Origin of the sequence: Planomicrobium sp. CPCC 101110, from assembly GCF_007859395.1 — a bacterium.
GTDB lineage: Bacteria > Bacillota > Bacilli > Bacillales_A > Planococcaceae > Planococcus.
On sequence record NZ_VOHD01000003.1, the window covers coordinates 1,431,120 to 1,451,323 of the forward strand.

Sequence of the window (20,204 nt, forward strand, 5' to 3'; positions counted from 1 at the left end):
GGCAGCCGGAAACTCAAGCAATGGCTGCACCAGCCGCTTGCCAACAGAAGGGGAATCGAAGAACGGCAACGCCTGGTGGAGGAGTTGATCACTCAATATTTCACCCGCGTCGAACTGCAGGGGCTGTTAAAAGAAGTCTATGATCTGGAACGCTTGAGCGGCCGTATCGCGTTCGGCAGTGCAAGCGGGCGTGATTTGGCGCAGCTGCGAAGCTCGCTTGAGAAAGTGCCCGCCATTATCAGCGAGCTTGCGGACTCAGGGAGTGGCGAGCTGGTGAAATTCAGCGCCAAACTGGACCGCTGCGGCGAAGTTTGCGATCTCTTGGAAGCCATCAGTGAAAATCCACCGCTATCCGCAAAAGAAGGCGGGGTTATCCGGGAAGGCTTCAACGACAAGCTGGACCAGTACCGCTATGCTTCGCGCAACGGCAAAGACTGGATTGCGGAACTTGAACAAAGGGAACGCCAATTGACAGGCATCAAATCATTGAAAATCGGCTATAACCGGATTTTCGGCTATTATATCGAAGTGTCGAAAGCGAATATGCATTTGGCCGATTTGGCCCGCTATGAGCGGAAACAGACGCTGGCCAATGCAGAGCGCTATATCACACCGGAACTAAAAGAAAAAGAAGCGCTTATTTTGACGGCGGAAGAAGAAAGTTTGTCCTTGGAATATGAACTGTTCGTCCAAATCCGGGACAAAGTGAAACAATATATCCCGCGCATCCAGAAGCTTGCTTCGACGCTGAGCGAATTGGATGTTTTCGTAAGTTTCTCGAATGTCGCCGAGAAATACCGGTTTGTGAAACCGGAGTTTAATGACGCGAGGGAAATTTCCATTATCGAGGGCCGCCATCCAGTTGTTGAGAAAATGCTCAACAAGCAGCATTACGTGCCAAATGATTGTGTGCTGACGGAACAGCAGAATATGATGCTGATCACAGGCCCGAACATGTCCGGTAAAAGCACTTATATGCGCCAAGTGGCATTAACGATCGTTCTGGCGCAAATCGGCAGCTATGTTCCGGCCGAATCTGCAAACTTGCCGATTGTCGACCAGATTTTCACACGGATCGGCGCGGCGGATGATCTTGTTTCCGGTCAAAGTACATTCATGGTCGAAATGCTAGAGTCGCAATACGCCATTACGCATGCCACTGAACGCAGCCTGCTGTTGTTTGATGAAATCGGACGCGGGACATCCACCTACGACGGCATGGCGCTTGCCCAATCGATGATCGAGTACATCCATGACCACATTGGCGCCAATACATTGTTTTCAACGCATTATCATGAGCTGACTGCACTTGACCAGTCGCTGGACAAATTGAACAACGTCCATGTAGCGGCGATGGAACAGTCCGGAAAAGTGGTGTTTCTTCACAAAGTGAAAAGCGGCCCGGCGGACAAGAGCTATGGCATCCATGTGGCCGAACTGGCCAACTTGCCGCAAGCCATTCTTGGACGCGCTCGGGACTTGTTAAAAAGCTTTGAAGAAGGCAAAAAGCAGAAAGTCAGCCATGTGGAGCAGTTGTCATTTTTTGATGAACGGGATACCGACAGCGAAGAGGTGCTGCAAACCATCGCTGATGTCAATATTGCGGCGATGACGCCGCTTCAATCGCTGCAGCTGTTGAACGATCTGCAGGCAAAACTAAGCAAGAAAGGGTGAGATGATGGGCCAGATTCGATTGATGGAAGAAAACCTATCCAATAAGATTGCTGCGGGGGAAGTGGTCGAACGACCGACTTCCGTGGTCAAAGAATTGGTGGAAAACGCCATTGACGCCGGCAGCACGGCAATCGAGGTGCTGCTGCTTGAAGCGGGGCTGACGTCCATCCAAATCATCGACAACGGCGCAGGAATGGACGATGATGATGCGCTGCTGTCCTTTTCTCGCCATGCGACAAGCAAAATTGCCAACGAGCACGATTTGTTCCGTATCCGGACGCTCGGGTTCCGGGGGGAAGCTCTTGCAAGTATCGCATCTGTTTCAAAAGTGACGCTTCATACTTCGACCGGCGAATCCGGAACGTTCATCCGGCTTGAAGGCGGCCGTTTGGTGGAACACAGGGCAGGATCGCTCCGGAAAGGGACGGATATTAAAATCGAGCAGCTGTTTTTCAATACGCCTGCCCGGTTGAAATACATGAAGACGCTGCAGACGGAACTTGGCCACACGATTGATTTGCTCAACCGTTTCGCACTAAGTTATCCGTCCATTTCCTTCAAGCTGGTGCATGAAGGGAAAATCATTCTCCAAACGGCAGGCAGCGGCGAAATGAAGCGGGTGCTGGCCGATATTTACGGCGTTTCGATCGCGAAAAAAATGATTCCGTTCGAAGGCGGGTCCCATGATTACAAAATATCGGGGTTCGCTTCATTGCCGGAAATCACGCGCGCCAATAAAAACTATATCTCCCTGTTTGTTAACGGCCGCTGGGTCAAGCATTACGCGATTGCAAATACGATCCATCAGGCGTATCACACATTTTTGCCGCTTGAGCGGCAGCCGATTGTGGTCATGAATATCGAAGGTGATCCATATTTGACGGATGTCAATGTCCATCCGGCCAAGCAGCAGATCCGGTTGAGCAAGGAAAAAGAGCTGATGGAATTGATTCATGCAACCATTCGCCAAACCATCAGCGGCACGGTGCGGGCGCCCGTTATCGAAAAACCGAAAGCGCCGAAGCAAATGCCTTCCAAGCAATTGGATATTTGGAAAACGGCCTATACCGTTCAAGAACCGGTTGCACCAATCCCTCCGCCTTTCGCAAGGCCGACAGAAATGGCCGAGACAGCGCCGGACGCAATGGTGGAGCGCGACACTGGACCGGAAGTTTTTCCGCAAGAACTTCCGGTTGAAGAAAGTGCGATAAACGAGGCACCGGTGGAAGAACCGCAGCAGGAAGAACTGGAACAGGCCCTCGAGCATCAGGAAGAGGAAAGCCCGCAGTTTCCCGAACTTGAAGTGGTCGGCCAAATCCACGGCACCTATATTTTGGCGCAGAGTTCAGACGGGTTTTATTTGATCGACCAGCATGCAGCTCAGGAACGCATCAAGTATGAATATTTCCGTGAAAAAGTGGGCCATATCGATGCGGCGGAGCGTCAGGCGCTGCTTTTGCCCATGACGTTCCATTACAGCCGGGATGAAGCGCTGCGTTTGAAAGAAAACCTGGAGGTGTTATACGAAAGCGGTGTGTTCCTCGAAGAGTTCGGCGATACTTCTTTTATCGTCCGGGACCATCCAACTTGGTTTCCTGCGGGATTCGAGCAGGAAGTGGTCGAAGATCTGATCGAACAGGTTTTGAATGAACGGAAAGTGGATGTCAAAAAACTGCGCGAAGAGGCAGCGATCATGATGAGCTGCAAACGATCCATCAAAGCCAACCATTATCTGCAGAAACATGAAATGGAACGCTTGCTGGCTGATCTGAAAACTGCCGAGCAGCCGTTCACTTGTCCGCACGGCCGGCCGGTGATCATTCATTTCAAGACATACGATGTGGAAAAAATGTTCAAACGTGTCATGTAATCCCTCCATTTGAGCAAGATTCGCCTTTATTCGCCTTTATTGATGCCCTGCAGTTTTATCCTGAATCGGGAAGGGTAGAGCATAATGACAGGGCATTTTTGTCCTTTAAGGAGTAAAGACGCATGATCAAGATTTCTTGCGGGTAAAAGGCAGTACATCAAATCGACATTCAAAATGAGGGAGAGGGAATGCTTATGTTTTCTGCAAAGCTACGAACACAACAAGTTGCTCATTTATCCAATCACCAGTACGATATTGTCATTATCGGAGGGGGAATTACCGGAGCAGGGATGGCACTCGATGCCACTTCCCGCGGCCTGAGTGTCGCATTGATCGAGATGCAGGATTTTGCAGCGGGCACATCCAGCCGGTCGACGAAACTTGTCCATGGCGGCCTGCGTTACCTGAAGAATTTTCAAGTGAAAATTGTGGCTGAAGTTGGCAGGGAACGTGAAATTGTCTATGAAAATGCGGTGCATGTAACTGAACCTAAAAAGATGCTGCTGCCGTTTTATAAAGGTGGTACATTCGGCCCGGTATTCATGAATATAGGGTTGCGTGCGTACGATATTTTGGCGAATGTCAAAAAAGCGGAACGCCGGACGATGCTGGATCCGCCGGAAACGCTTCAGAAAGAACCTTTGTTGAAACGGGACGGCCTTGTCGGAGGCGGCTATTACGTCGAATACCGGACAGACGATGCACGGCTGACCCTTGAAACGATGAAAAAAGCGGCAGAACTTGGAGCGGTCTGCCTGAATTATGTAAAAGCGGAAGGCTTCATCTATAATACCGACGGCAAAGTCACCGGGGTGCAAGCAACCGATCTTGTTGATGGCACGCAAATGGACATCTTCGCCAGAAAAGTCATCAATGCTACAGGGGCATGGGTAGATAATGTGCAGGATTTTGATGCGGAAACACCGGAAAAAGAGATGCGGTTGACAAAGGGTGTACATATCGTTGTCGATCAGAAAACTTTCCCGCTTAGCCAATCGGTGTATTTTGATACACCAGACAAACGGATGGTCTTTGCAATCCCGAGGGATACCAAAGTATATGTCGGCACAACCGATGATTTCTACGATGAGGATCCCATATCGCCGGCTGCTGAAAAGAAGGATGTCGATTATTTGATCCAAGCCGTCAGACGGACATTCCCTTCTGTCCAATTAACCCAGGACGACGTCGAATCAACTTGGGCGGGTGTTCGCCCGCTGATTTATGAAAGTGGAAAAGATCCTTCCGACATTTCAAGAAAAGACGAAATCTGGATTTCAGAATCCGGCTTGATTTCCATCGCAGGCGGAAAGTTGACCGGTTACCGAAAAATGGCGGAAACAACGATGGACCAAGTGGTAAAACTTCTGAAGCGGGAAACCGGCACTAAATACGGAAAAAGCGTCACAAAAAATCTGCCGTTATCCGGAGGAGATTTTGGCGGTTCAAAAAAATTCGCTGAATTTGTCCATAATACGGCGGTCCAAGCCGCTCAATATGGCCTAAGCCCCGAAGAAGGCCGGCTGTATGCGCAGTTTTTCGGGACGAATGCCAAAAAGGTGTTCCATTTTCACCGGGGCCTTCCCGATGACGTTCCAGGAGGAATTCCGAAAACACTGGCGGCTGTCGTAAAATATGCAATAGAGGAAGAAATGGCACGGACGCCAAGCGATTTCTTCATCAGAAGAACAGGTGATTTGTATTTCCATATCCAGGATGTTGTCCGGTACCAGGATGGGGTGCTGGAATATATGGCCAAGGCATTAAAGTACACCCCGGAGCAAAAAGAGGCTTACCGACAAGAGCTGCTGGCTGAAATCGAGCAAGCGACCCGCTATGGAAGGAAAGTCCTTGGATGAAAGTGACCAAAGGTTTCCTGGAGGCGTCAGACGGCCACGAAATCTATTATGAGCTGTACGAAGCGGAAAATCCGACGGCCCATGTCCACATCGTCCATGGGATGGCGGAACATATTGGGCGCTATGAGGAATTTTCCAAGTTTCTGGCGGACAACGGCTATTCAGTCTCTGGGCATGATCACCGTGGTCATGGCAGGACAGCTCAGCGCAACGGCATGCAAGGTTTTTTCGCCGATGAAAGAGGCTTCGAGCGGGTCGTGGAAGACGTAGAAGAAGTGATTTCTGCTGTACAGCAAAAAACTGGCGGTTTGCCGCTGGTGGTATTCGGCCACAGCATGGGCTCGTTTGTTGCCCGCCGCTTCATGCAGCTTCATAGCCGGATTTTGAGCCGTGTCGTATTGTCGGGGACTGGCGGCAACCCAGGGGCTGCAGGAAAGCTAGGCTTGTTGTTCGCTGCTTCCACCGCCAAAAGAACTGGCAAGACGGAAACCAGCAAGGTGCTTGGGAAACTGACTTTCGGCAGCTTTAACAAAGCGTTCAAAAAAGAAGAATCTTCTTTTGCTTGGCTCAGCAGCGATGCCGATGAAGTCGCCAAATACGAAAATGACCCCATGTGTGGATTTCCATCGACGAACCAGTTCTACGTGGATCTGTTTACTGGGCTGGCACTGATCCATACGCAGGCTGAAGTAGGCAAAATACGGAAAAATCTACCGGTTTTGCTGATCAGCGGGGCAAAAGATCCGGTCGGCGGTAATGGAAAGGGCATTTTTAGTTCCGCGGAGCAATATGCGAAAGCTGGTCTGAAAGACGTAACGGTTTTCCTTGCCGAAGAAGGACGCCATGAACTGCTGAACGAACGGAATAAAGAAATGCATTATCAAACGATATTAGGATGGTTGAAAAAATATGATTGATGTAGTAGCAATTGTCGGCCCGACGGCCTCCGGAAAAACCGCACTTAGCCTGGAGCTGGCGAAGCGGCTGGACGGGGAAATCATCAACGGGGATTCTATGCAAATCTACCGGGGCATGTCGATAGGGACGGCAAAAATAAAGCCTGAAGAAATGGCGGGCATTCCACACCATCTGCTGGATATCAAAGATCCGGACGAGGCATTTTCCGTCGCGGAATACCAGAAGCTGGTGCGCGGGAAAATCGAAGAAATCAAATCAAGGAAAAAACTGCCGATCATTGTCGGCGGCACCGGCTTGTATGTACAGGCGGTATTGTTTGACTACCGATTTACAGAAGCGCAAGTGGATGAGAACCTAAGAAAAAGCTTGTATGAAGAATTGGAGAATTTCGGCCCGGTACATATGCACGCCAAACTTCTGGCATTGGATCCGGAAGCGGATATCCATCCGAACAATACGCGGCGGGTGGTACGGGCGATCGAGATTTTGCTTAGCGACGAAAAGAAGACCGACCGGAGCCTTGCTTTGGCCCCGATGTACAACGATGCCATTATTGGGCTGGATATGCCGAGGGATCTGCTGTACGACCGCATCAACCAGCGGGTCGACGGCATGATGGAAGAGGGGCTGCTAGAAGAAGCCAAGGCTCTTCACGGAAGAGGTATACGGGGCGTCCAGTCGATTCAAGCAATCGGCTATAAGGAATTGTATGCTTATTTGGACGGGAAACTGGAACTTTCGGAAGCCGTTGACCAGCTTAAGAAAAATTCGCGGAGATACGCGAAAAGGCAATTCACTTATTTCAAGAACAAGTTGCCGATTCTTTGGATAGACGCATTGGCGGACCCTGAAAAAAACTTTCAGGAAATTCTTGCCTATATGCAGGAAAAAGAGCGGAAGCGTCGAATTCAAGAATAAGGTATACAAAAAAGAGCAGGGGATATAAGGGGGATTTTCATGAAACCGGTTAATATTCAGGATGTTTATCTGAATCAGCTTCGTAAAAACAATATTTTTGTTACAGTATTTTTGCTGAATGGCTTCCAACTGAAAGGGACCATCAAATCCTACGACAATTTTACGGTGCTGGTTGAAACGGAAGGCAAGCAACAGCTTATCTACAAACACGCTATCTCCACTTTTTCTCCGGCGAAAGCAGTCGCAATTGAACATCAAGAGTAAAAAAGGACCAGCTGGATACACCCGGCTGGTTCTTTTCATTGACAGCAGTAAGCCTGCAGTATACGATTTCAAAGTGAATAGTTTTTAATCAGGGGGTAACAGACAATGAAATCCATTACAACAGACGATTTGCAGCAACTTGTGGAAACCGGTGCTGAACTGAACTTGATCGATGTCCGTGAAGCGGAAGAAGTCGCTTACGGCATGGTGCCTGGGGCTGTCCATATACCACTTGGCCAATTGCCGGAACAGATTGGCGCTTTGGATCAGGAAAAAGAATATCATGTGATTTGCAAAGCGGGCGGCCGCAGCGCGATGGCTTGCGACTATTTGGCGGGCAATGGCTTCCAAACAGTGAATGTAGAAGGCGGCATGATGGATTGGAATGGCGAAGTTATCGCTTGACCAATTTCTGGCGGCCTAAAAGAAAACAGATCGAGAAGCCCCTTGGCTCCTCGATCTGTTTTTTTAAAGTGGATGGATTTGGCGCGTCGGCAGCCGCCATTTGAAGGTATATGATAATATGCGCAAAATGGTAATGACTAAAAATAACAGATACAGGCCCAGATCAATGCGGATAATTTCAAAGCTGATGACCAATCCTGCGCAAGCTGCCCATACCGCGTAGATTTCAGCCTTGAAGACGAGCGGCTTTCTGCCTGCAAGTACATCCCGGACAATGCCTCCGCCAGAACCGGTCAAAATGGCGGCCACTATGACTGCATAAATCGGCAAGTCTAGTTCAACGGCGTACATCGCACCTTGGACGGCAAAAGCCGATAATCCGATGGCATCAAAAAAATTGCCCCATCGGTTCCAGTGTCCAAGCAATTTATGGGGAAACAAAAACACAATGGTGATTGACGCCAACGCCAATTGAAACATCATTTCCTGTTCCCAAAGCGCTGAAACTGGCACGCCTATCAATAGATTCCGGATAGCGCCTCCGCCAAAAGCAGAGACCACACCGAGAATGTAAACACCAAAAATATCATATTCTTCTTCCATAGCGACGATTGCGCCTGAAACGGCAAACGCAATTGTTCCAATGGCACTTAATACTTCCCAAGCCATTACCTGTATCCTCCTAAAAAATGCAACTCTATGAATTGTAGCAGAATTTGACGCATTTTCAAGTAGGCCCCCATAATAGAAGAGTGACCAAAACAGAACGGAGAATTTGATGCAAACTACAATAAACACAATAGAAGAATTGATCAAGCCACAGTTGAAAAAAGCGGATGACACGGCTTTTCTCAATCAGCGGAAAGTGCTGGAAGCATTTCAGCGGCAGCAAGTCAGCGACCACCATTTCAATCCCTCGAACGGCTATGGTTATGATGACGAAGGCCGCGACACACTTGAGCGTGTCTACGCCGATGTTTTCAAAGCGGAAGCGGCGCTTGTCCGCCCGCAGATCATTTCAGGCACCCATGCCATCACCATTTCGTTATTCGGCGTTTTGCGGCCCGGGGACGAACTTTTATATATAACCGGCAAACCATATGATACGCTGGATTCCATCGTATCAGGCGGCGATCGGGATACGGGTTCGCTCCGCGATTTTGGAATCACCTATCAGCATGTCGATCTGACCGCTGAGAATGGAGTGGATTGGGACTCGGTTGGGCGGGCAGTCCATGAGCGGACCAAAGTGATAGCGATTCAACGGTCGCGCGGGTATGATGCGCGACCTTCTTTCACCGTCGGCCAGATTGAAAGCATGATCGAAAAAATTCGCCAGTTGAAGCCGGAGGCAATCGTTTTTGTCGACAATTGCTACGGAGAGTTTGTTGAAGAACGGGAGCCGATTGAAGCTGGGGCAGACTTGATTGCCGGATCGCTCATTAAAAATCCTGGCGGTGGGCTTGCTAAAATCGGCGGCTATATTGCCGGGAAGCAGGAGCTGGTGGAAAAGTGTGCGTTCCGGATGACTTCTCCGGGAATCGGCGGGGAGGCGGGCGCATCGCTCAATACCTTGGCGGATATGTACCAAGGCTTTTTCATGGCACCGCACATTGTGGCGCAAGCTTTGAAAGGTGCCATATTCACAGCTGCACTGCTTGAATCGGTCGGCATGGTTTCAACTCCCCATTATACTGATGACCGGACTGATCTGATTCAGTCTGTCTCGTTCAAGACGGCAGGGCAAATGATCGCTTTTTGCCAAACAATCCAAGCGAGTTCACCGGTCAATGCCCGATTCAAACCGGAACCGGCTTATATGCCTGGCTATAAAGATGATGTCATTATGGCCGCGGGGACCTTTGTCCAGGGCTCGAGCATCGAATTGACGGCAGACGGCCCGATTCGGCCGCCTTATACTGCCTTTGTCCAAGGCGGCTTGACATACGAACACGTGAAAATTGCCGTTTTGAATTCAGTTGAGGCCTTACGGAAACAAAAACTTCTATAGGAAATTCCCCGCAAAAAAGCGGGGAATTTTTTAGTGTAAGGAAATATAACATCTTGTTGACAAGAAATCTGACATGCATTACACTGAAGGAGTAGTACAAAATAAAGTGGGTGAAACAAAATGACGAATCGCGTTCGACGGTCGATGCCGCTTCTGCCCATCAGCATAGTAATGCAGCTGACGGATTTGACAGCGCGCCAAATCCGGTATTACGAAGAGCACGAGTTAATTCGCCCTGCCCGCACGGAAGGCAACAAGCGCATGTTTTCTTTGAATGACGTGGATGTTCTTCTGGAAATCAAAGAATATTTGGATCAAGGCCTGAATATGGCCGGCATCAAGAAAATTTTCGAAATGAGAGTGCAGCCGAAAGAGGACGTGGCAGAGCCGAAAACAGTAAGCGATGCTGAACTGCGCCAAATTTTGCGGGAAGAAATCCTGCAATCCCGTTCCCATGAGCGCGGCGGCTACCGGCAAGGTGATTTATCCCGTTTCTTTCATTAAAGAACGGGCTTACATAAACATACATAGGAGAGTGAAACCATGGCTAAGTACACAAAAGAAGACATTAAACGTTTAGTTCAAGAAGAAGAAGTTAACTTTATTCGTTTGCAGTTCACTGATATTTTAGGGATTATCAAAAACGTTGAGATTCCTATTTCCCAGCTGGACAAAGCGCTTGACAATAAAATGATGTTTGACGGCTCTTCAATCGACGGATTTGTCCGCATTGAGGAATCTGATATGTACTTGTTCCCGGACTTGGATACATGGGTTGTCTTCCCTTGGATCACAGGAAAAGGGAAAGTCGCCCGTTTGATCTGTGATATCTACCGTCCGGACGGCACTCCGTTCGAGGGAGATCCGCGCAACAACTTGAAACGCGTGCTAAAAGAAATGGAAGAACTTGGATTCACCCATTTCAACCTTGGGCCTGAGCCGGAATTTTTCCTTTTCAAATTGGATGAAAAAGGCGAACCATCACTTGATTTGAACGACAACGGCGGCTATTTTGACTTGGCTCCTGTCGATCTTGGCGAAAACTGCCGCCGTGATATCGTCCTGGAATTGGAAGCGATGGGCTTTGAAATTGAAGCATCCCACCACGAAGTGGCTCCAGGACAACACGAAATCGATTTCAAATACGCGGATGCGATCAAAGCATGCGACGATATCCAAACGTTCAAACTGGTTGTTAAAACTGTTGCGCGCCAGCATGGCCTTCACGCGACATTCATGCCAAAGCCATTGTTTGGCGTGAACGGTTCAGGTATGCACATGAACGTTTCATTATTCAACGGAAGCACGAACACGTTCTTGGATGAAGATGGCGAGTTGAAATTGAGTGAAACAGCATACCAGTTCCTGGCAGGAATTTTGGAGCACGCACAAGGCTTCACTGCAGTAACCAACCCGACAGTCAACTCTTACAAGCGCCTAGTGCCTGGCTATGAAGCGCCTTGCTACGTAGCTTGGTCAGGACAAAACCGTAGCCCGCTTATCCGGATCCCAGCTTCACGCGGCTTATCAACACGCGTTGAAATCCGTTCAGTCGATCCGGCGGCTAACCCGTACTTGGCAATGGCAGTTCTTTTGAGCGCAGGACTTGATGGTATCCGCAGAAAATTGACTCCGCCAAAAGCGGTAGACCGCAACATCTATGCGATGAACAGAAGAGAGCGCGAAGCAGTCGGCATTCAAGATTTGCCTGCAACATTGTATGCAGCTCTTCAGGAATTGCAGGATAACGAAGTGATGAAAAAAGCGCTTGGCGAACATATTCTGCACAACTTTGTTGAAGCGAAAGAAATTGAGTGGGACATGTTCCGTGTCAATGTCCACCCGTGGGAACGCGAGCAATATTTGAAGATGTATTAAGAGGCAGCAAACCGCCAGAGCTAATCGCTCTGGCGGTTTTTTGATAAGATCAGGGAAAGTCATGCCGGCATGTCGGCTTCATCTGGAAAGGGGCAAAGCATAAAGCGGTTAAGGCGAAATGAGATTTGAAGCCCAAAAGCTCCGTTGGCTGTCCGGTGCCTTTGCGGTTCATATAATGGCCATATTGGATAGGCATCCCCATTATGTTTGGCGCTTGCATGTTAGTATGGGGTTGAGAGAATTGGGCTACCGAGCTACTCCTCCATTTTTTATGCAATAGGGTCCTATAGGAGAAAACAAAATCTTTAGCTCCTGAGCTGGTGCCTTTGTAACAATGATGTGCCATGGAAAGGTCCGCCTGTTTCAAGTTTTCATCAATATACGATTGCCTTTTGCTTCAAACGGTGAGAGGCGTTTTTATTTTCCCGGATAAGGGTGCAACGCTTGAAATGGCAGAGCAGACTTTACGGCAACGCTAGAAGGCGATAAAGCAATTTTCTCCTTTTAATGTGTCCTGCGGCTATATAACAACATAGAAAGACCGCCAAAGCAACAGTGCTTTGGCGGTAAAGGAAGAACTACTCATTTTCAGAAAAACAGGCACATTCTGGCTTAAGGGGGAAAAGTCAGTAACAAAACAATCTACGTCTGGAAGTTGCCGTATATTGTTCTGTGCCTATAAATAGGGTAACATAACATGCGTGAAATTAAATGAATAGTTCGAATTGAATATGGTTCGAGAATATAATAAAAATATGGAAGCGATGAGGCGTTAGACTGTATGTATAGGGAGAAAACACTAAATCAGATATATGCTTTAAGTATGAGTTTGCTAAAAGAAAGAACAAGTCGAGCCCTTATGGCCACCTCCTGCTGTTTCTTGGAATGCAAAAGACGAGGGGAGATTTTTTCGGACTAATTCCTCATAAGTGCTATACATTCGGCAAAAAGGATGCAAAACTGCAAATAATATTATATGATTTAGTTTAAAGTGAAAATAGGTGACGGCAGTTCAAACGTGAATATCGCCTAATACATCGTATACTCGGCTTTAGCAGAGCTGGTTTTGAGTGAAGGAGAATCAAGATGCTGAAAAATGAACGACTGCACGAATTTTTATGCTCAAGAAATGAAATGATGACAGAACAATGGTATGAATCCTTGGATAAAAGCAAAAAGGGGATTTATAGCACGACAGACCCTAAAGAAATCGAACAGCTTAAAAAACAGAACTATGATTTTCACGTGCTGTTTTGCTCTATGTTCAGTAAAAACTATGATGTATTTTTAGTGGAATTCCAGTACTGGATCAAACAAGTGGCGAAAGATGAAGCCCATCTGAATACACCGCTTGAAGAAGTGCTGGAAGAATTTTTTAAGACCCAAAAACAATATTTGAAGTTGATCGAAGAATATTATTCTCTGAATAAAGAACAATTGTCCCATGAGCAGTATGCTGAATGGAACTTGGGTGTAGTGGATGCAATCAGTGAAATCATTCAGGAGTTTACTGTCCAAAATACCGAAGCTTCTCAAATCCGGCTGCAAGCTCAGCAGGAACTGATCGTGGAAATGAGCGCGCCGGTCATTTTATTGTCTAAGGATACGGGACTTTTGCCGCTGGTGGGCGAAATTAATACTTATCGTTCGCAAGTGATTTTCGAAAAAGCGTTGGAACAAAGTTCAAAATATAATATCGACAAATTGTACATCGATTTATCCGGAGTTCCGATCATCGATACGATGGTTGCCCAACAAATTTTCCAATTGATTTATGGGTTGAAAATCATTGGGGTCAGAACAGCGCTGTCTGGAATCAGCCCGGAAATTGCACAAACTGCTGTGCAATTGGGAATCCAGTTTACAGGCATCGAGGTATACAGTACTTTAGTGCAAGCAATGGAAAAAACCGGGGTTAACGCCTAGATGACAAGCGCCTTTCTTAAACGGAAAGGCGTTTTTTTTATTTTGAAAGAGGATGGAAAGTATAGCAGTCAGTAGAGGATTATCGGCTTCCGGTACAGAATTTTATAAACAGGAGGTGATGATATGAAAAAATACGTTATCCAATACCACATCGAAAAAGGATTGGTGGTCGAAAGGACAGTTGAAGCGAATTCCAAAGAAGAAGTGGCGGATAGAGTACAGGCGGAACAGATTGTCCAGTACATGGATAATTTCGGGGAACTGAATCTTTTTAACAAAGAAGACGTCAAATTAGTGAAGATAAAAGATTATGCAGACCCTGTTTTCACTTCAAGAAGAGGCGGATAGCCAGTAGAAGGAAAACAGTTTATCAGCCAGCCTTTAGAGAAAATAATACAAAATGGCTTCAGCGAATTTGAAGTCTTTTGCCACGGGGGAATGGATCGATGACTAGCCAATGGGAAATTGCATCGCAAGCACTGTCGAATATATCAGTTTCTGCCAATCCAAATAACGATCCGGTAACGATATACGGATCATCGCCGGAGTTGAAATGCGTCGGGGTAGGGACCGATGCTGCAGTTTTTCAATCTCTTTCAGCTCCATCTTTTGCATTCAAAGTGTACGCAGAGCAAAAATTGGACAAAATCAAAGCGGAGTCGGAAGTATATGATGTTTTAGGCCCGTCAGAGTTCTTTTCCACATGCTATGCGGCAACGGACAAGTTTCTCGTTTTGACATACGAGGAAGGACCGACACTTTTCGATTGTTTGCTTCAAGGCATACCCATCCCGGATCAGGTAATCCAGGATGTCGAGGCAGCCAGAAAAGTTGCCCGTGAAAAAGGATTGAATCCTCGCGACATTCATTTGAAGAACATTCTGATGCAAAACGGCAGAGCTAAAATCCTCGATGTGTCCGAGTATATACATCCGGGAAATGATTTTCGCTGGGAGCACTTAAAAAGGGCGCATCATGAATATTACCAATTTATCTCCGGGACCCCAATGCCATACTGGCTTTTAGAGACAATTCGCAAATGGTATCATCACTGGTCGAAATATTATCCCTCGTTTGAAGATTTCATGGGAACCGTTTTCAAACAGACAAATTATTGGAGAAAGCCATAAGAAAACCACCGGTGAATGACCGGTGGTTTTCTTATGGCTTTTCACATTAATGTTGAAGAATTGAGGTTGCCTTCAACCGCTTCAGCTGCTTGGTCTATGGATTGATAAAAGACGACTTGTCCGGTTTGGATGAATGTCATTTGCAGGACGCCCGTGTTTTTAACGCTTTTCACGATAATATGGTCGGTGTCTTCTTTGCTAAATGTTTGAGTAATGTCAACGGTATTGTAAAAGCTCACAGTTTGCAGAATTTCTTTGATATGCTCTAATTTCATTGGAATTCCTCCTTTTCCAGCGTTGGAAATTGACTAATAAAAGTCTGTAAGAATCCAAGTATTAAGGTCTGCCTCTATTATAACATAAATACCATCCACTAAAAGGGAAGACATAAATTGGCCTTTGTCCCCTATAGGTGGAATAATCGCTACTGGGAAGAAAAGTATAAAGTTATTATGTTTACATTTTAACAAAGAAGGAAATGAAGGAATATTCAAACTATTTTTAAATTCATTTGTATAAAATATACAGATGAAAGAGAGGAGAAATATCTATGCGAAAACTTAAGACATTATTCACGGAGGAAGACATCAAACGTGAAAATTGGATTTTGGAACTTGAAGGCTTAGGAATTTCGTCCGGACCGGAAGGCGAGGATTTGAGAAGTTTAGATTATTACACCATCCGCAACTTAATGGTCAGGGAAGAAATCCGCAGGGAGGAATAAAGGGAATTTCTATCCTTGTTTTCTTCCAAATCAGCGGAGTACAGGAAAGGCATGGCGCAAGAAACAGAATTTTTATTTTCAAGCCCATTAAATGCTGATTAGTTGTTTATCCGGAATGCTACAGGGAACAAATACATATACAAAAAATTCTTTGCTGGCTGGTTGAAGGACAGACTGAAAAGCGAAACCGCAAGAGCCATTGCAGATTTATGGGGCGCAGATTCATGGTCTATAGGGCTCGATATGTTTAAGGGCTCTGCAAACGTGCATTTGGTCCATTTCTTTGGCCATCAGCTATGAAAGCGGGCAAGAAAATGAGGATAAAAAACAAAACAACGTTAATGGACCCGGAAAAATTTCTGATCATTGCCCATCGTGGTGCCAGTGTGCAAGCCCCGGAACATACTATGGCTGCCTACCGGCTTGCGAAAGAACTGGAAGCGGATTACCTGGAAGTGGATGTACAGATGAGCAAGGACGAAGTGTTGGTTTCCATACATGACTTGACTGTCGATCGCACAACCGATGGCAGCGGAGTTGTAGCAGATATGATGCTGTCCGAGCTTAAACAGCTGGATGCGGGTTCTTGGTTCAACCGGAAATATCCGGATATGGCAAAAGAAGAATATGTAGGGCAGAAAATTCCTACACTGCAAGAAATCATCGAAGAATTCGGGGAAAGCGTCAATTATTATATTGAAACGAAGAAGCCGGAAGAAAATGAAGGAGTTGAAGATGAGTTGTTTGAACTGCTGGGTCAATACAACTTGTTGGATGAATCCTTGCCGGAAGGAAAAGTGGTCATCCAATCTTTCAGCGAGGAAAGCTTGAAAAGGATGCGGACTTTTAGCCAGACCATTCCGCTTATCAAGCTGGAAAAAGATCCGGTAGTCGGACCGGATGCAAGAAGACGATTGGAAGAAATTCGAGAGTATGCAATCGGCATCGGAACGTATTTTGAAAGAATTGATGATGATTATGTCAAGACGGCTAAAGAAGTCGGCTTGCTGGTCCATCTGTATACTGTTAATTCAGCAGAAATCGCAGAGAAATGGAAAGCTGTAGGAGCGCACGGAATATTTACAGATAACATACCTGGCACTCGTATATGAATTCACCTTTATTGGGCCCGCATCCGGCAATACGCCGAATGCGGGATTTATATGTTTTGCCGTTCCCTTTTCCTCATCAATTTCCCATGCCTTCACGGCAAGTGCTGCTCTAATGTAAATTTATCTATGTAAAATCAAAGAGCTGGCTTATAATGAAGGCGAAGGGATAGGAAGAGGTGAATACATAAGCATCATAAGGGGAGGGATGATTCTCGTGTTCAGGCAGGGAGATCAAGTTATCATCCATTCGCACCGCTATGCCGCACTTTACAAAGGAAAAATCTTTACGTGTCTTGCTGATGAGGAAAAATGGGATGAAGTAGAAAGTTACATCATTTTGAAAGAACTCGGGCAGGACGGCAAATCATTTTTCACCCGTTACTTGACGAAAGTCTAGAAGAAAACTAAGACTTATTTCAGGTTCAAGGATTAAACCTTAGGGATAAGGGTATAACTAAAATACCCCAGTAGTTTAATAACTCGTACTGAATTTTCTTTAGCGGAGTCTGCAAAGAGGATTTTGTGGGAGGTGATTAAATGAGTAAGATCCAAGGGGTACAAAGCTTGCTGGAGTATTTGGAGTCAGCGGATTTTCCATTATCGGAAGATCAGCTGCACGAGTACATGGCGAAAAGAAAGATTCCGCATAAAAAGTCATTTGGCGGCACCGTTTTTTTTGATCTCGCTCATATAGACTGGTGGATTGCCGAACAGCGGAAAACCGAATCTGCAACTTAAAAAGGTTTATAAAAATCGACGCCCCGAATTCGAAGCTATGAATCCATAGCTTTGAGTTCGGGGCATCGTCTTTTGGATTTTGACGAACTTTCTTTCAGCTGTGGCGTTCTGTATATTAACTTGCGAATTTAAGGAGGGTTGATATATGAAGTTTTTGAAGTTCCTAATCGTAATTCTTCTTGTTTTTGCTGTGATTGGCTACGGCATCTATTATGCGGGAACCAATATTGCATCAGAGAAAATTGCTGATCGGGCTGTTGCCGAACTAGAAAGTACCGGCCAAATCGAAACGGTCAAGTCTTATGTTGAAAATGATCCGCAACTGGCTGGGTATATCGAGGAAGCAAAAGCGGCTGATGAGGAATCTTTGCCGTTTGCCACTACTGGTGAAGCAAGCCGGGTTTTGATCCAGAAAGTAGGGCTGACTGAAATGAACAGAATTAAAACAAGTGTGGAGAACGGAACCATGTCCCCAGTGGATGTTATTGAAACACTGGAAACGAAGTTGACGGATGATGAGCTTCTGGCTCTGAAGGTAGTCGCTTACAAGGAGTTGTATACCAACGAGTAATGGTCTGCAAACCGGTTTAAACGATAGGATGAAAATGAAAAAGACGCTGAGCCGGTATGCTCAACGTCTTTTTTTCAATGAATCTGGCGGTAGACTCCGACCACTTTCCCTAAGATGGAGACCTGGTCTACGATGATTGGATCCATCGAAGAGTTTTCCGGCTGCAAACGGAAGTAGTTTTCCTCACGGAAAAAGCGTTTGACTGTAGCCTCATCATCAGCGGTCATAGCTACAACGATATCACCGTTGTTAGCGGTTTGCTGCTGTTTGACCACAACATAGTCCCCGTTCAGAATACCGGCTTCAATCATACTTTCCCCCATGATCTCCAGCATGAAAACATGGTCATCATCCGATCCGTAGGATTGCGGCAAAGGAAAATATTCTTCAACGTTTTCGATAGCCGTGATTGGTAGCCCGGCCGTTACTTTACCGATCAAAGGAACATGAAGGACAGGGCTTTTTTCAATAAGCGCTTCTTCTGTGCTGATGATTTCAATTGCTCTTGGTTTAGTAGGGTCCCGGCGGATCAGCCCTTTGCTTTCAAGCCGCGCCAAATGCCCGTGAACAGTCGAACTGGAAGCTAAGCCGACTGCTTCTCCGATTTCGCGGACAGAAGGCGGATACCCTTTAGCTCGAACTTCATCTTTTATGAAAGTCAATATATCTTCTTGGCGTTTCGATACCTTTTTCAACAGTTTCACCTCTTTTAGTTGTACTTCTTGTTTTTCTATCAATAGTATATCAACTTGGGCTTTGAAATGCAAACATAGGTTCGAATTTTATTGTTGACAAAAACATTTGTTCGCATTAATATGAGAACATACATTCCGAACACACATTCCTAGGAGGCGGTCTTTTTGACATTTTTTCAACGAAACTCTTACTTGATCTTATTCTTCTCACTCATTCTTACGTTTTCTTTCTATACGGTTCTTTCCCTGAAGGACGATGATGTTCAAGTCAGCCATGTTGAGATTAAAGAAGGCGATACGCTTTGGACACTGGCTGAAGCGTTCAGCGGAAACACTCCCCATCAGCAATGGATAGAACAGATCATGAAGGAAAATGACTTGGCAACTCCCCATATTGTAGCAGGGCAATCGATCAAGATTCCTTCCGACCAGCTGAAATATACGCCTGATGATACTGTGAAATTAGCTGGTGATGCCGAATGAGAAAAGCTGCACTGATTTATTGCCGGGTGAGCACCACGAAAGACACACAGGAATCTTCGCTGGAAAGACAGGAAGAAGAATTGATGAAATTCGCAACCGAACAAGGCTATATTGTTGATGGCGTATTTGCTGATCAGCATAGCGGCTATGAAATGGACAGGGAAGGCTTGCTTGAATTGCTGAACTGCATCAAAACGGATAAGGTGGCTGCCGTATTTGTACAGGACGAAACACGGTTAGGGCGTGGACATGCCCGCATTGCGCTTTTGCACGTCATGAAAAAGTATGAAGTGGAAGTATACACGCTATCCGATCAAGGGCCAATCGCTTTGAACGATATGGATGACATGGTATTGGAGATCTTGGCGATTGTTGAGGAATATCAGCGGAAAATACACAATGCGAAGATCAAGCGCGGCATGAAGCGGGCTGTCGAGAACGGCTATAAACCTGAAAAGAATTTAAAAGGCAGAGGAAATCCCGAAGGGCGCGAACGCTTAGAGTTGCCGATTGACCAGATTGTTAGTTTGAAAGCCAATGGGCTGACATTCCATGAAATTGCGACTACACTGCAAGGGTTCGGCTATCAGGCGAGCAAAGCCACTGTCCATAGAAGGTTTAAGGAATACGAAAAGTTTTCTCAAAGCTAAATCTTTGCAGAAACCTTTCTTTTTTTATACGATATTGTAAGAAGAAAGGTGGATGTCTATGTTATCACCAGATAAATTGAGGCGCATCAATGAATTATCACGAAAATCAAAAAGCGCAGGCTTGTCTTTGGAAGAAGCAAAAGAACAATCTGCACTGCGACAGGAATACTTGCAGACTTTCCGCGAAACAATGCGCGGCACTATTGAAAATGTGAAAGTAATTGACCCGAACGGAAACGATGTGACTCCTGAAAAGGTTAAAAATATCCGAGAGAATAAGTATTTGAACTAATACTTATTCTCTTTTTCGTTGTATTCTTTACCTTAGTTGACTAAACTAGATTAGTAGAATATTTTTGATTTCAGAAAGGATGTTTT

24 protein-coding genes are annotated in these 20,204 nt (G+C 46.1%); 21 read left to right on the forward strand and 3 right to left on the reverse strand.

The features are described 5' to 3' along the window. The 7 genes from mutS to FQV30_RS06955 form a co-directional block, all read left to right on the forward strand. A partial coding sequence (mutS, locus tag FQV30_RS18175; RefSeq protein ID WP_255473337.1) for a DNA mismatch repair protein MutS occupies window positions 1-1,674 on the forward strand: 1,674 nt, incomplete at its 5' end. A 4-nt stretch (window positions 1,675-1,678) separates the two neighbouring features. Next, window positions 1,679-3,544 carry a DNA mismatch repair endonuclease MutL gene (gene mutL, locus FQV30_RS06930; protein ID WP_146499362.1) on the forward strand — a complete coding sequence of 622 codons (1,866 nt, stop codon included), beginning with the start codon at window positions 1,679-1,681 and terminating at the stop codon, window positions 3,542-3,544. 194 nt (window positions 3,545-3,738) lie between these two features. Further along, window positions 3,739-5,403 (forward strand): glycerol-3-phosphate dehydrogenase/oxidase, encoded by a 1,665-nt coding sequence (locus FQV30_RS06935; protein ID WP_146499600.1) that lies wholly within the window; start codon window positions 3,739-3,741, stop codon window positions 5,401-5,403. After that, on the forward strand, window positions 5,400-6,320 hold the full coding sequence (locus FQV30_RS06940) for an alpha/beta fold hydrolase (protein ID WP_146499363.1): 921 nt from the start codon (window positions 5,400-5,402) through the stop codon (window positions 6,318-6,320). Before FQV30_RS06935 ends, FQV30_RS06940 begins: the two co-directional genes overlap by 4 nt. Next, window positions 6,313-7,239, forward strand: a complete 927-nt coding sequence (miaA, locus tag FQV30_RS06945; RefSeq protein ID WP_146499364.1) for a tRNA (adenosine(37)-N6)-dimethylallyltransferase MiaA — start codon at window positions 6,313-6,315, stop codon at window positions 7,237-7,239. Before FQV30_RS06940 ends, miaA begins: the two co-directional genes overlap by 8 nt. A 39-nt stretch (window positions 7,240-7,278) precedes the next feature. Beyond that, window positions 7,279-7,503 carry an RNA chaperone Hfq gene (gene hfq / locus FQV30_RS06950; RefSeq protein ID WP_146495308.1) on the forward strand — a complete coding sequence of 75 codons (225 nt, stop codon included), beginning with the start codon at window positions 7,279-7,281 and terminating at the stop codon, window positions 7,501-7,503. Between the two features lie 105 nt (window positions 7,504-7,608). Further along, window positions 7,609-7,908 (forward strand): rhodanese-like domain-containing protein, encoded by a 300-nt coding sequence (locus FQV30_RS06955; protein WP_146499365.1) that lies wholly within the window; start codon window positions 7,609-7,611, stop codon window positions 7,906-7,908. Between the two features lie 63 nt (window positions 7,909-7,971). Here the strand turns inward: FQV30_RS06955 and FQV30_RS06960 are convergent, their stop codons facing one another. Further along, window positions 7,972-8,577 (reverse strand): trimeric intracellular cation channel family protein, encoded by a 606-nt coding sequence (locus tag FQV30_RS06960; RefSeq protein ID WP_146499366.1) that lies wholly within the window; start codon window positions 8,575-8,577, stop codon window positions 7,972-7,974. 109 nt (window positions 8,578-8,686) lie between these two features. Between FQV30_RS06960 and FQV30_RS06965 the strand changes: the two genes are divergently transcribed. From FQV30_RS06965 to FQV30_RS06990, 6 genes are all read left to right on the forward strand, one after another. Beyond that, window positions 8,687-9,919 (forward strand): methionine gamma-lyase family protein, encoded by a 1,233-nt coding sequence (locus FQV30_RS06965; protein ID WP_146499367.1) that lies wholly within the window; start codon window positions 8,687-8,689, stop codon window positions 9,917-9,919. A 120-nt stretch (window positions 9,920-10,039) separates the two neighbouring features. After that, the gene (locus FQV30_RS06970; RefSeq protein ID WP_146499368.1) at window positions 10,040-10,423 is read left to right on the forward strand and encodes a MerR family transcriptional regulator; all 384 of its coding nucleotides are present in this window, start codon (window positions 10,040-10,042) and stop codon (window positions 10,421-10,423) included. A 39-nt stretch (window positions 10,424-10,462) separates the two neighbouring features. Further along, entirely contained in the window at window positions 10,463-11,797 is a 1,335-nt protein-coding gene (gene glnA / locus FQV30_RS06975) for a type I glutamate--ammonia ligase (RefSeq protein ID WP_146499369.1), read from the forward strand. Between the two features lie 1,086 nt (window positions 11,798-12,883). Continuing rightward, window positions 12,884-13,723, forward strand: coding sequence for an STAS domain-containing protein (locus FQV30_RS06980; protein ID WP_146499370.1), 840 nt, complete (start codon window positions 12,884-12,886; stop codon window positions 13,721-13,723). A 123-nt stretch (window positions 13,724-13,846) separates the two neighbouring features. Continuing rightward, window positions 13,847-14,071 (forward strand): hypothetical protein, encoded by a 225-nt coding sequence (locus FQV30_RS06985; RefSeq protein ID WP_146499371.1) that lies wholly within the window; start codon window positions 13,847-13,849, stop codon window positions 14,069-14,071. A 98-nt stretch (window positions 14,072-14,169) separates the two neighbouring features. Beyond that, on the forward strand, window positions 14,170-14,853 hold the full coding sequence (locus FQV30_RS06990; protein ID WP_146499372.1) for a serine/threonine protein kinase: 684 nt from the start codon (window positions 14,170-14,172) through the stop codon (window positions 14,851-14,853). 41 nt (window positions 14,854-14,894) lie between these two features. On the opposite strand, the gene FQV30_RS06995 is transcribed toward FQV30_RS06990, so the two are convergent. Further along, window positions 14,895-15,128, reverse strand: coding sequence for a hypothetical protein (locus FQV30_RS06995; RefSeq protein WP_146499373.1), 234 nt, complete (start codon window positions 15,126-15,128; stop codon window positions 14,895-14,897). A gap of 275 nt (window positions 15,129-15,403) precedes the next feature. On the opposite strand from FQV30_RS06995, the gene FQV30_RS17895 reads away from it, so the two are divergent. The 5 genes from FQV30_RS17895 to FQV30_RS07015 all read left to right on the forward strand — a co-directional run bounded on the left by FQV30_RS17895 (window position 15,404) and on the right by FQV30_RS07015 (window position 17,998). Further along, complete coding sequence (locus FQV30_RS17895; protein ID WP_186725543.1) at window positions 15,404-15,577, forward strand: hypothetical protein; 174 nt, start codon at window positions 15,404-15,406, stop codon at window positions 15,575-15,577. Between the two features lie 314 nt (window positions 15,578-15,891). Beyond that, window positions 15,892-16,689, forward strand: coding sequence for a glycerophosphodiester phosphodiesterase family protein (locus FQV30_RS07000; protein ID WP_186725544.1), 798 nt, complete (start codon window positions 15,892-15,894; stop codon window positions 16,687-16,689). A gap of 214 nt (window positions 16,690-16,903) precedes the next feature. Further along, window positions 16,904-17,086: a hypothetical protein gene (locus tag FQV30_RS07005; protein ID WP_146499375.1), complete on the forward strand. Its 183-nt coding sequence runs from the start codon at window positions 16,904-16,906 to the stop codon at window positions 17,084-17,086. A 140-nt stretch (window positions 17,087-17,226) separates the two neighbouring features. After that, window positions 17,227-17,427 carry a hypothetical protein gene (locus FQV30_RS07010; RefSeq protein ID WP_146499376.1) on the forward strand — a complete coding sequence of 67 codons (201 nt, stop codon included), beginning with the start codon at window positions 17,227-17,229 and terminating at the stop codon, window positions 17,425-17,427. 145 nt (window positions 17,428-17,572) lie between these two features. Beyond that, window positions 17,573-17,998 (forward strand): hypothetical protein, encoded by a 426-nt coding sequence (locus FQV30_RS07015; protein WP_146499377.1) that lies wholly within the window; start codon window positions 17,573-17,575, stop codon window positions 17,996-17,998. Window positions 17,999-18,072: 74 nt separating this feature from the next. On the opposite strand, the gene lexA is transcribed toward FQV30_RS07015, so the two are convergent. Further along, window positions 18,073-18,693: a transcriptional repressor LexA gene (lexA, locus tag FQV30_RS07020; RefSeq protein ID WP_146499378.1), complete on the reverse strand. Its 621-nt coding sequence runs from the start codon at window positions 18,691-18,693 to the stop codon at window positions 18,073-18,075. A gap of 165 nt (window positions 18,694-18,858) precedes the next feature. Here lexA and yneA point away from each other — a divergent pair, with 165 nt between their 5' ends. Genes yneA through FQV30_RS07035 form a run of 3 tightly spaced genes read left to right on the forward strand, consistent with a single transcriptional unit; the run spans window position 18,859 to window position 20,118 of the window. Continuing rightward, complete coding sequence (yneA, locus tag FQV30_RS07025; protein ID WP_146499379.1) at window positions 18,859-19,176, forward strand: cell division suppressor protein YneA; 318 nt, start codon at window positions 18,859-18,861, stop codon at window positions 19,174-19,176. Beyond that, window positions 19,173-19,826 (forward strand): YneB family resolvase-like protein, encoded by a 654-nt coding sequence (locus FQV30_RS07030; protein WP_146499380.1) that lies wholly within the window; start codon window positions 19,173-19,175, stop codon window positions 19,824-19,826. The genes yneA and FQV30_RS07030 overlap by 4 nt, the downstream gene beginning before the upstream one ends. Before the next feature lie 58 nt (window positions 19,827-19,884). Continuing rightward, window positions 19,885-20,118 carry a DUF896 domain-containing protein gene (locus FQV30_RS07035; RefSeq protein WP_146499381.1) on the forward strand — a complete coding sequence of 78 codons (234 nt, stop codon included), beginning with the start codon at window positions 19,885-19,887 and terminating at the stop codon, window positions 20,116-20,118. Window positions 20,119-20,204: the final 86 nt, after the last annotated feature.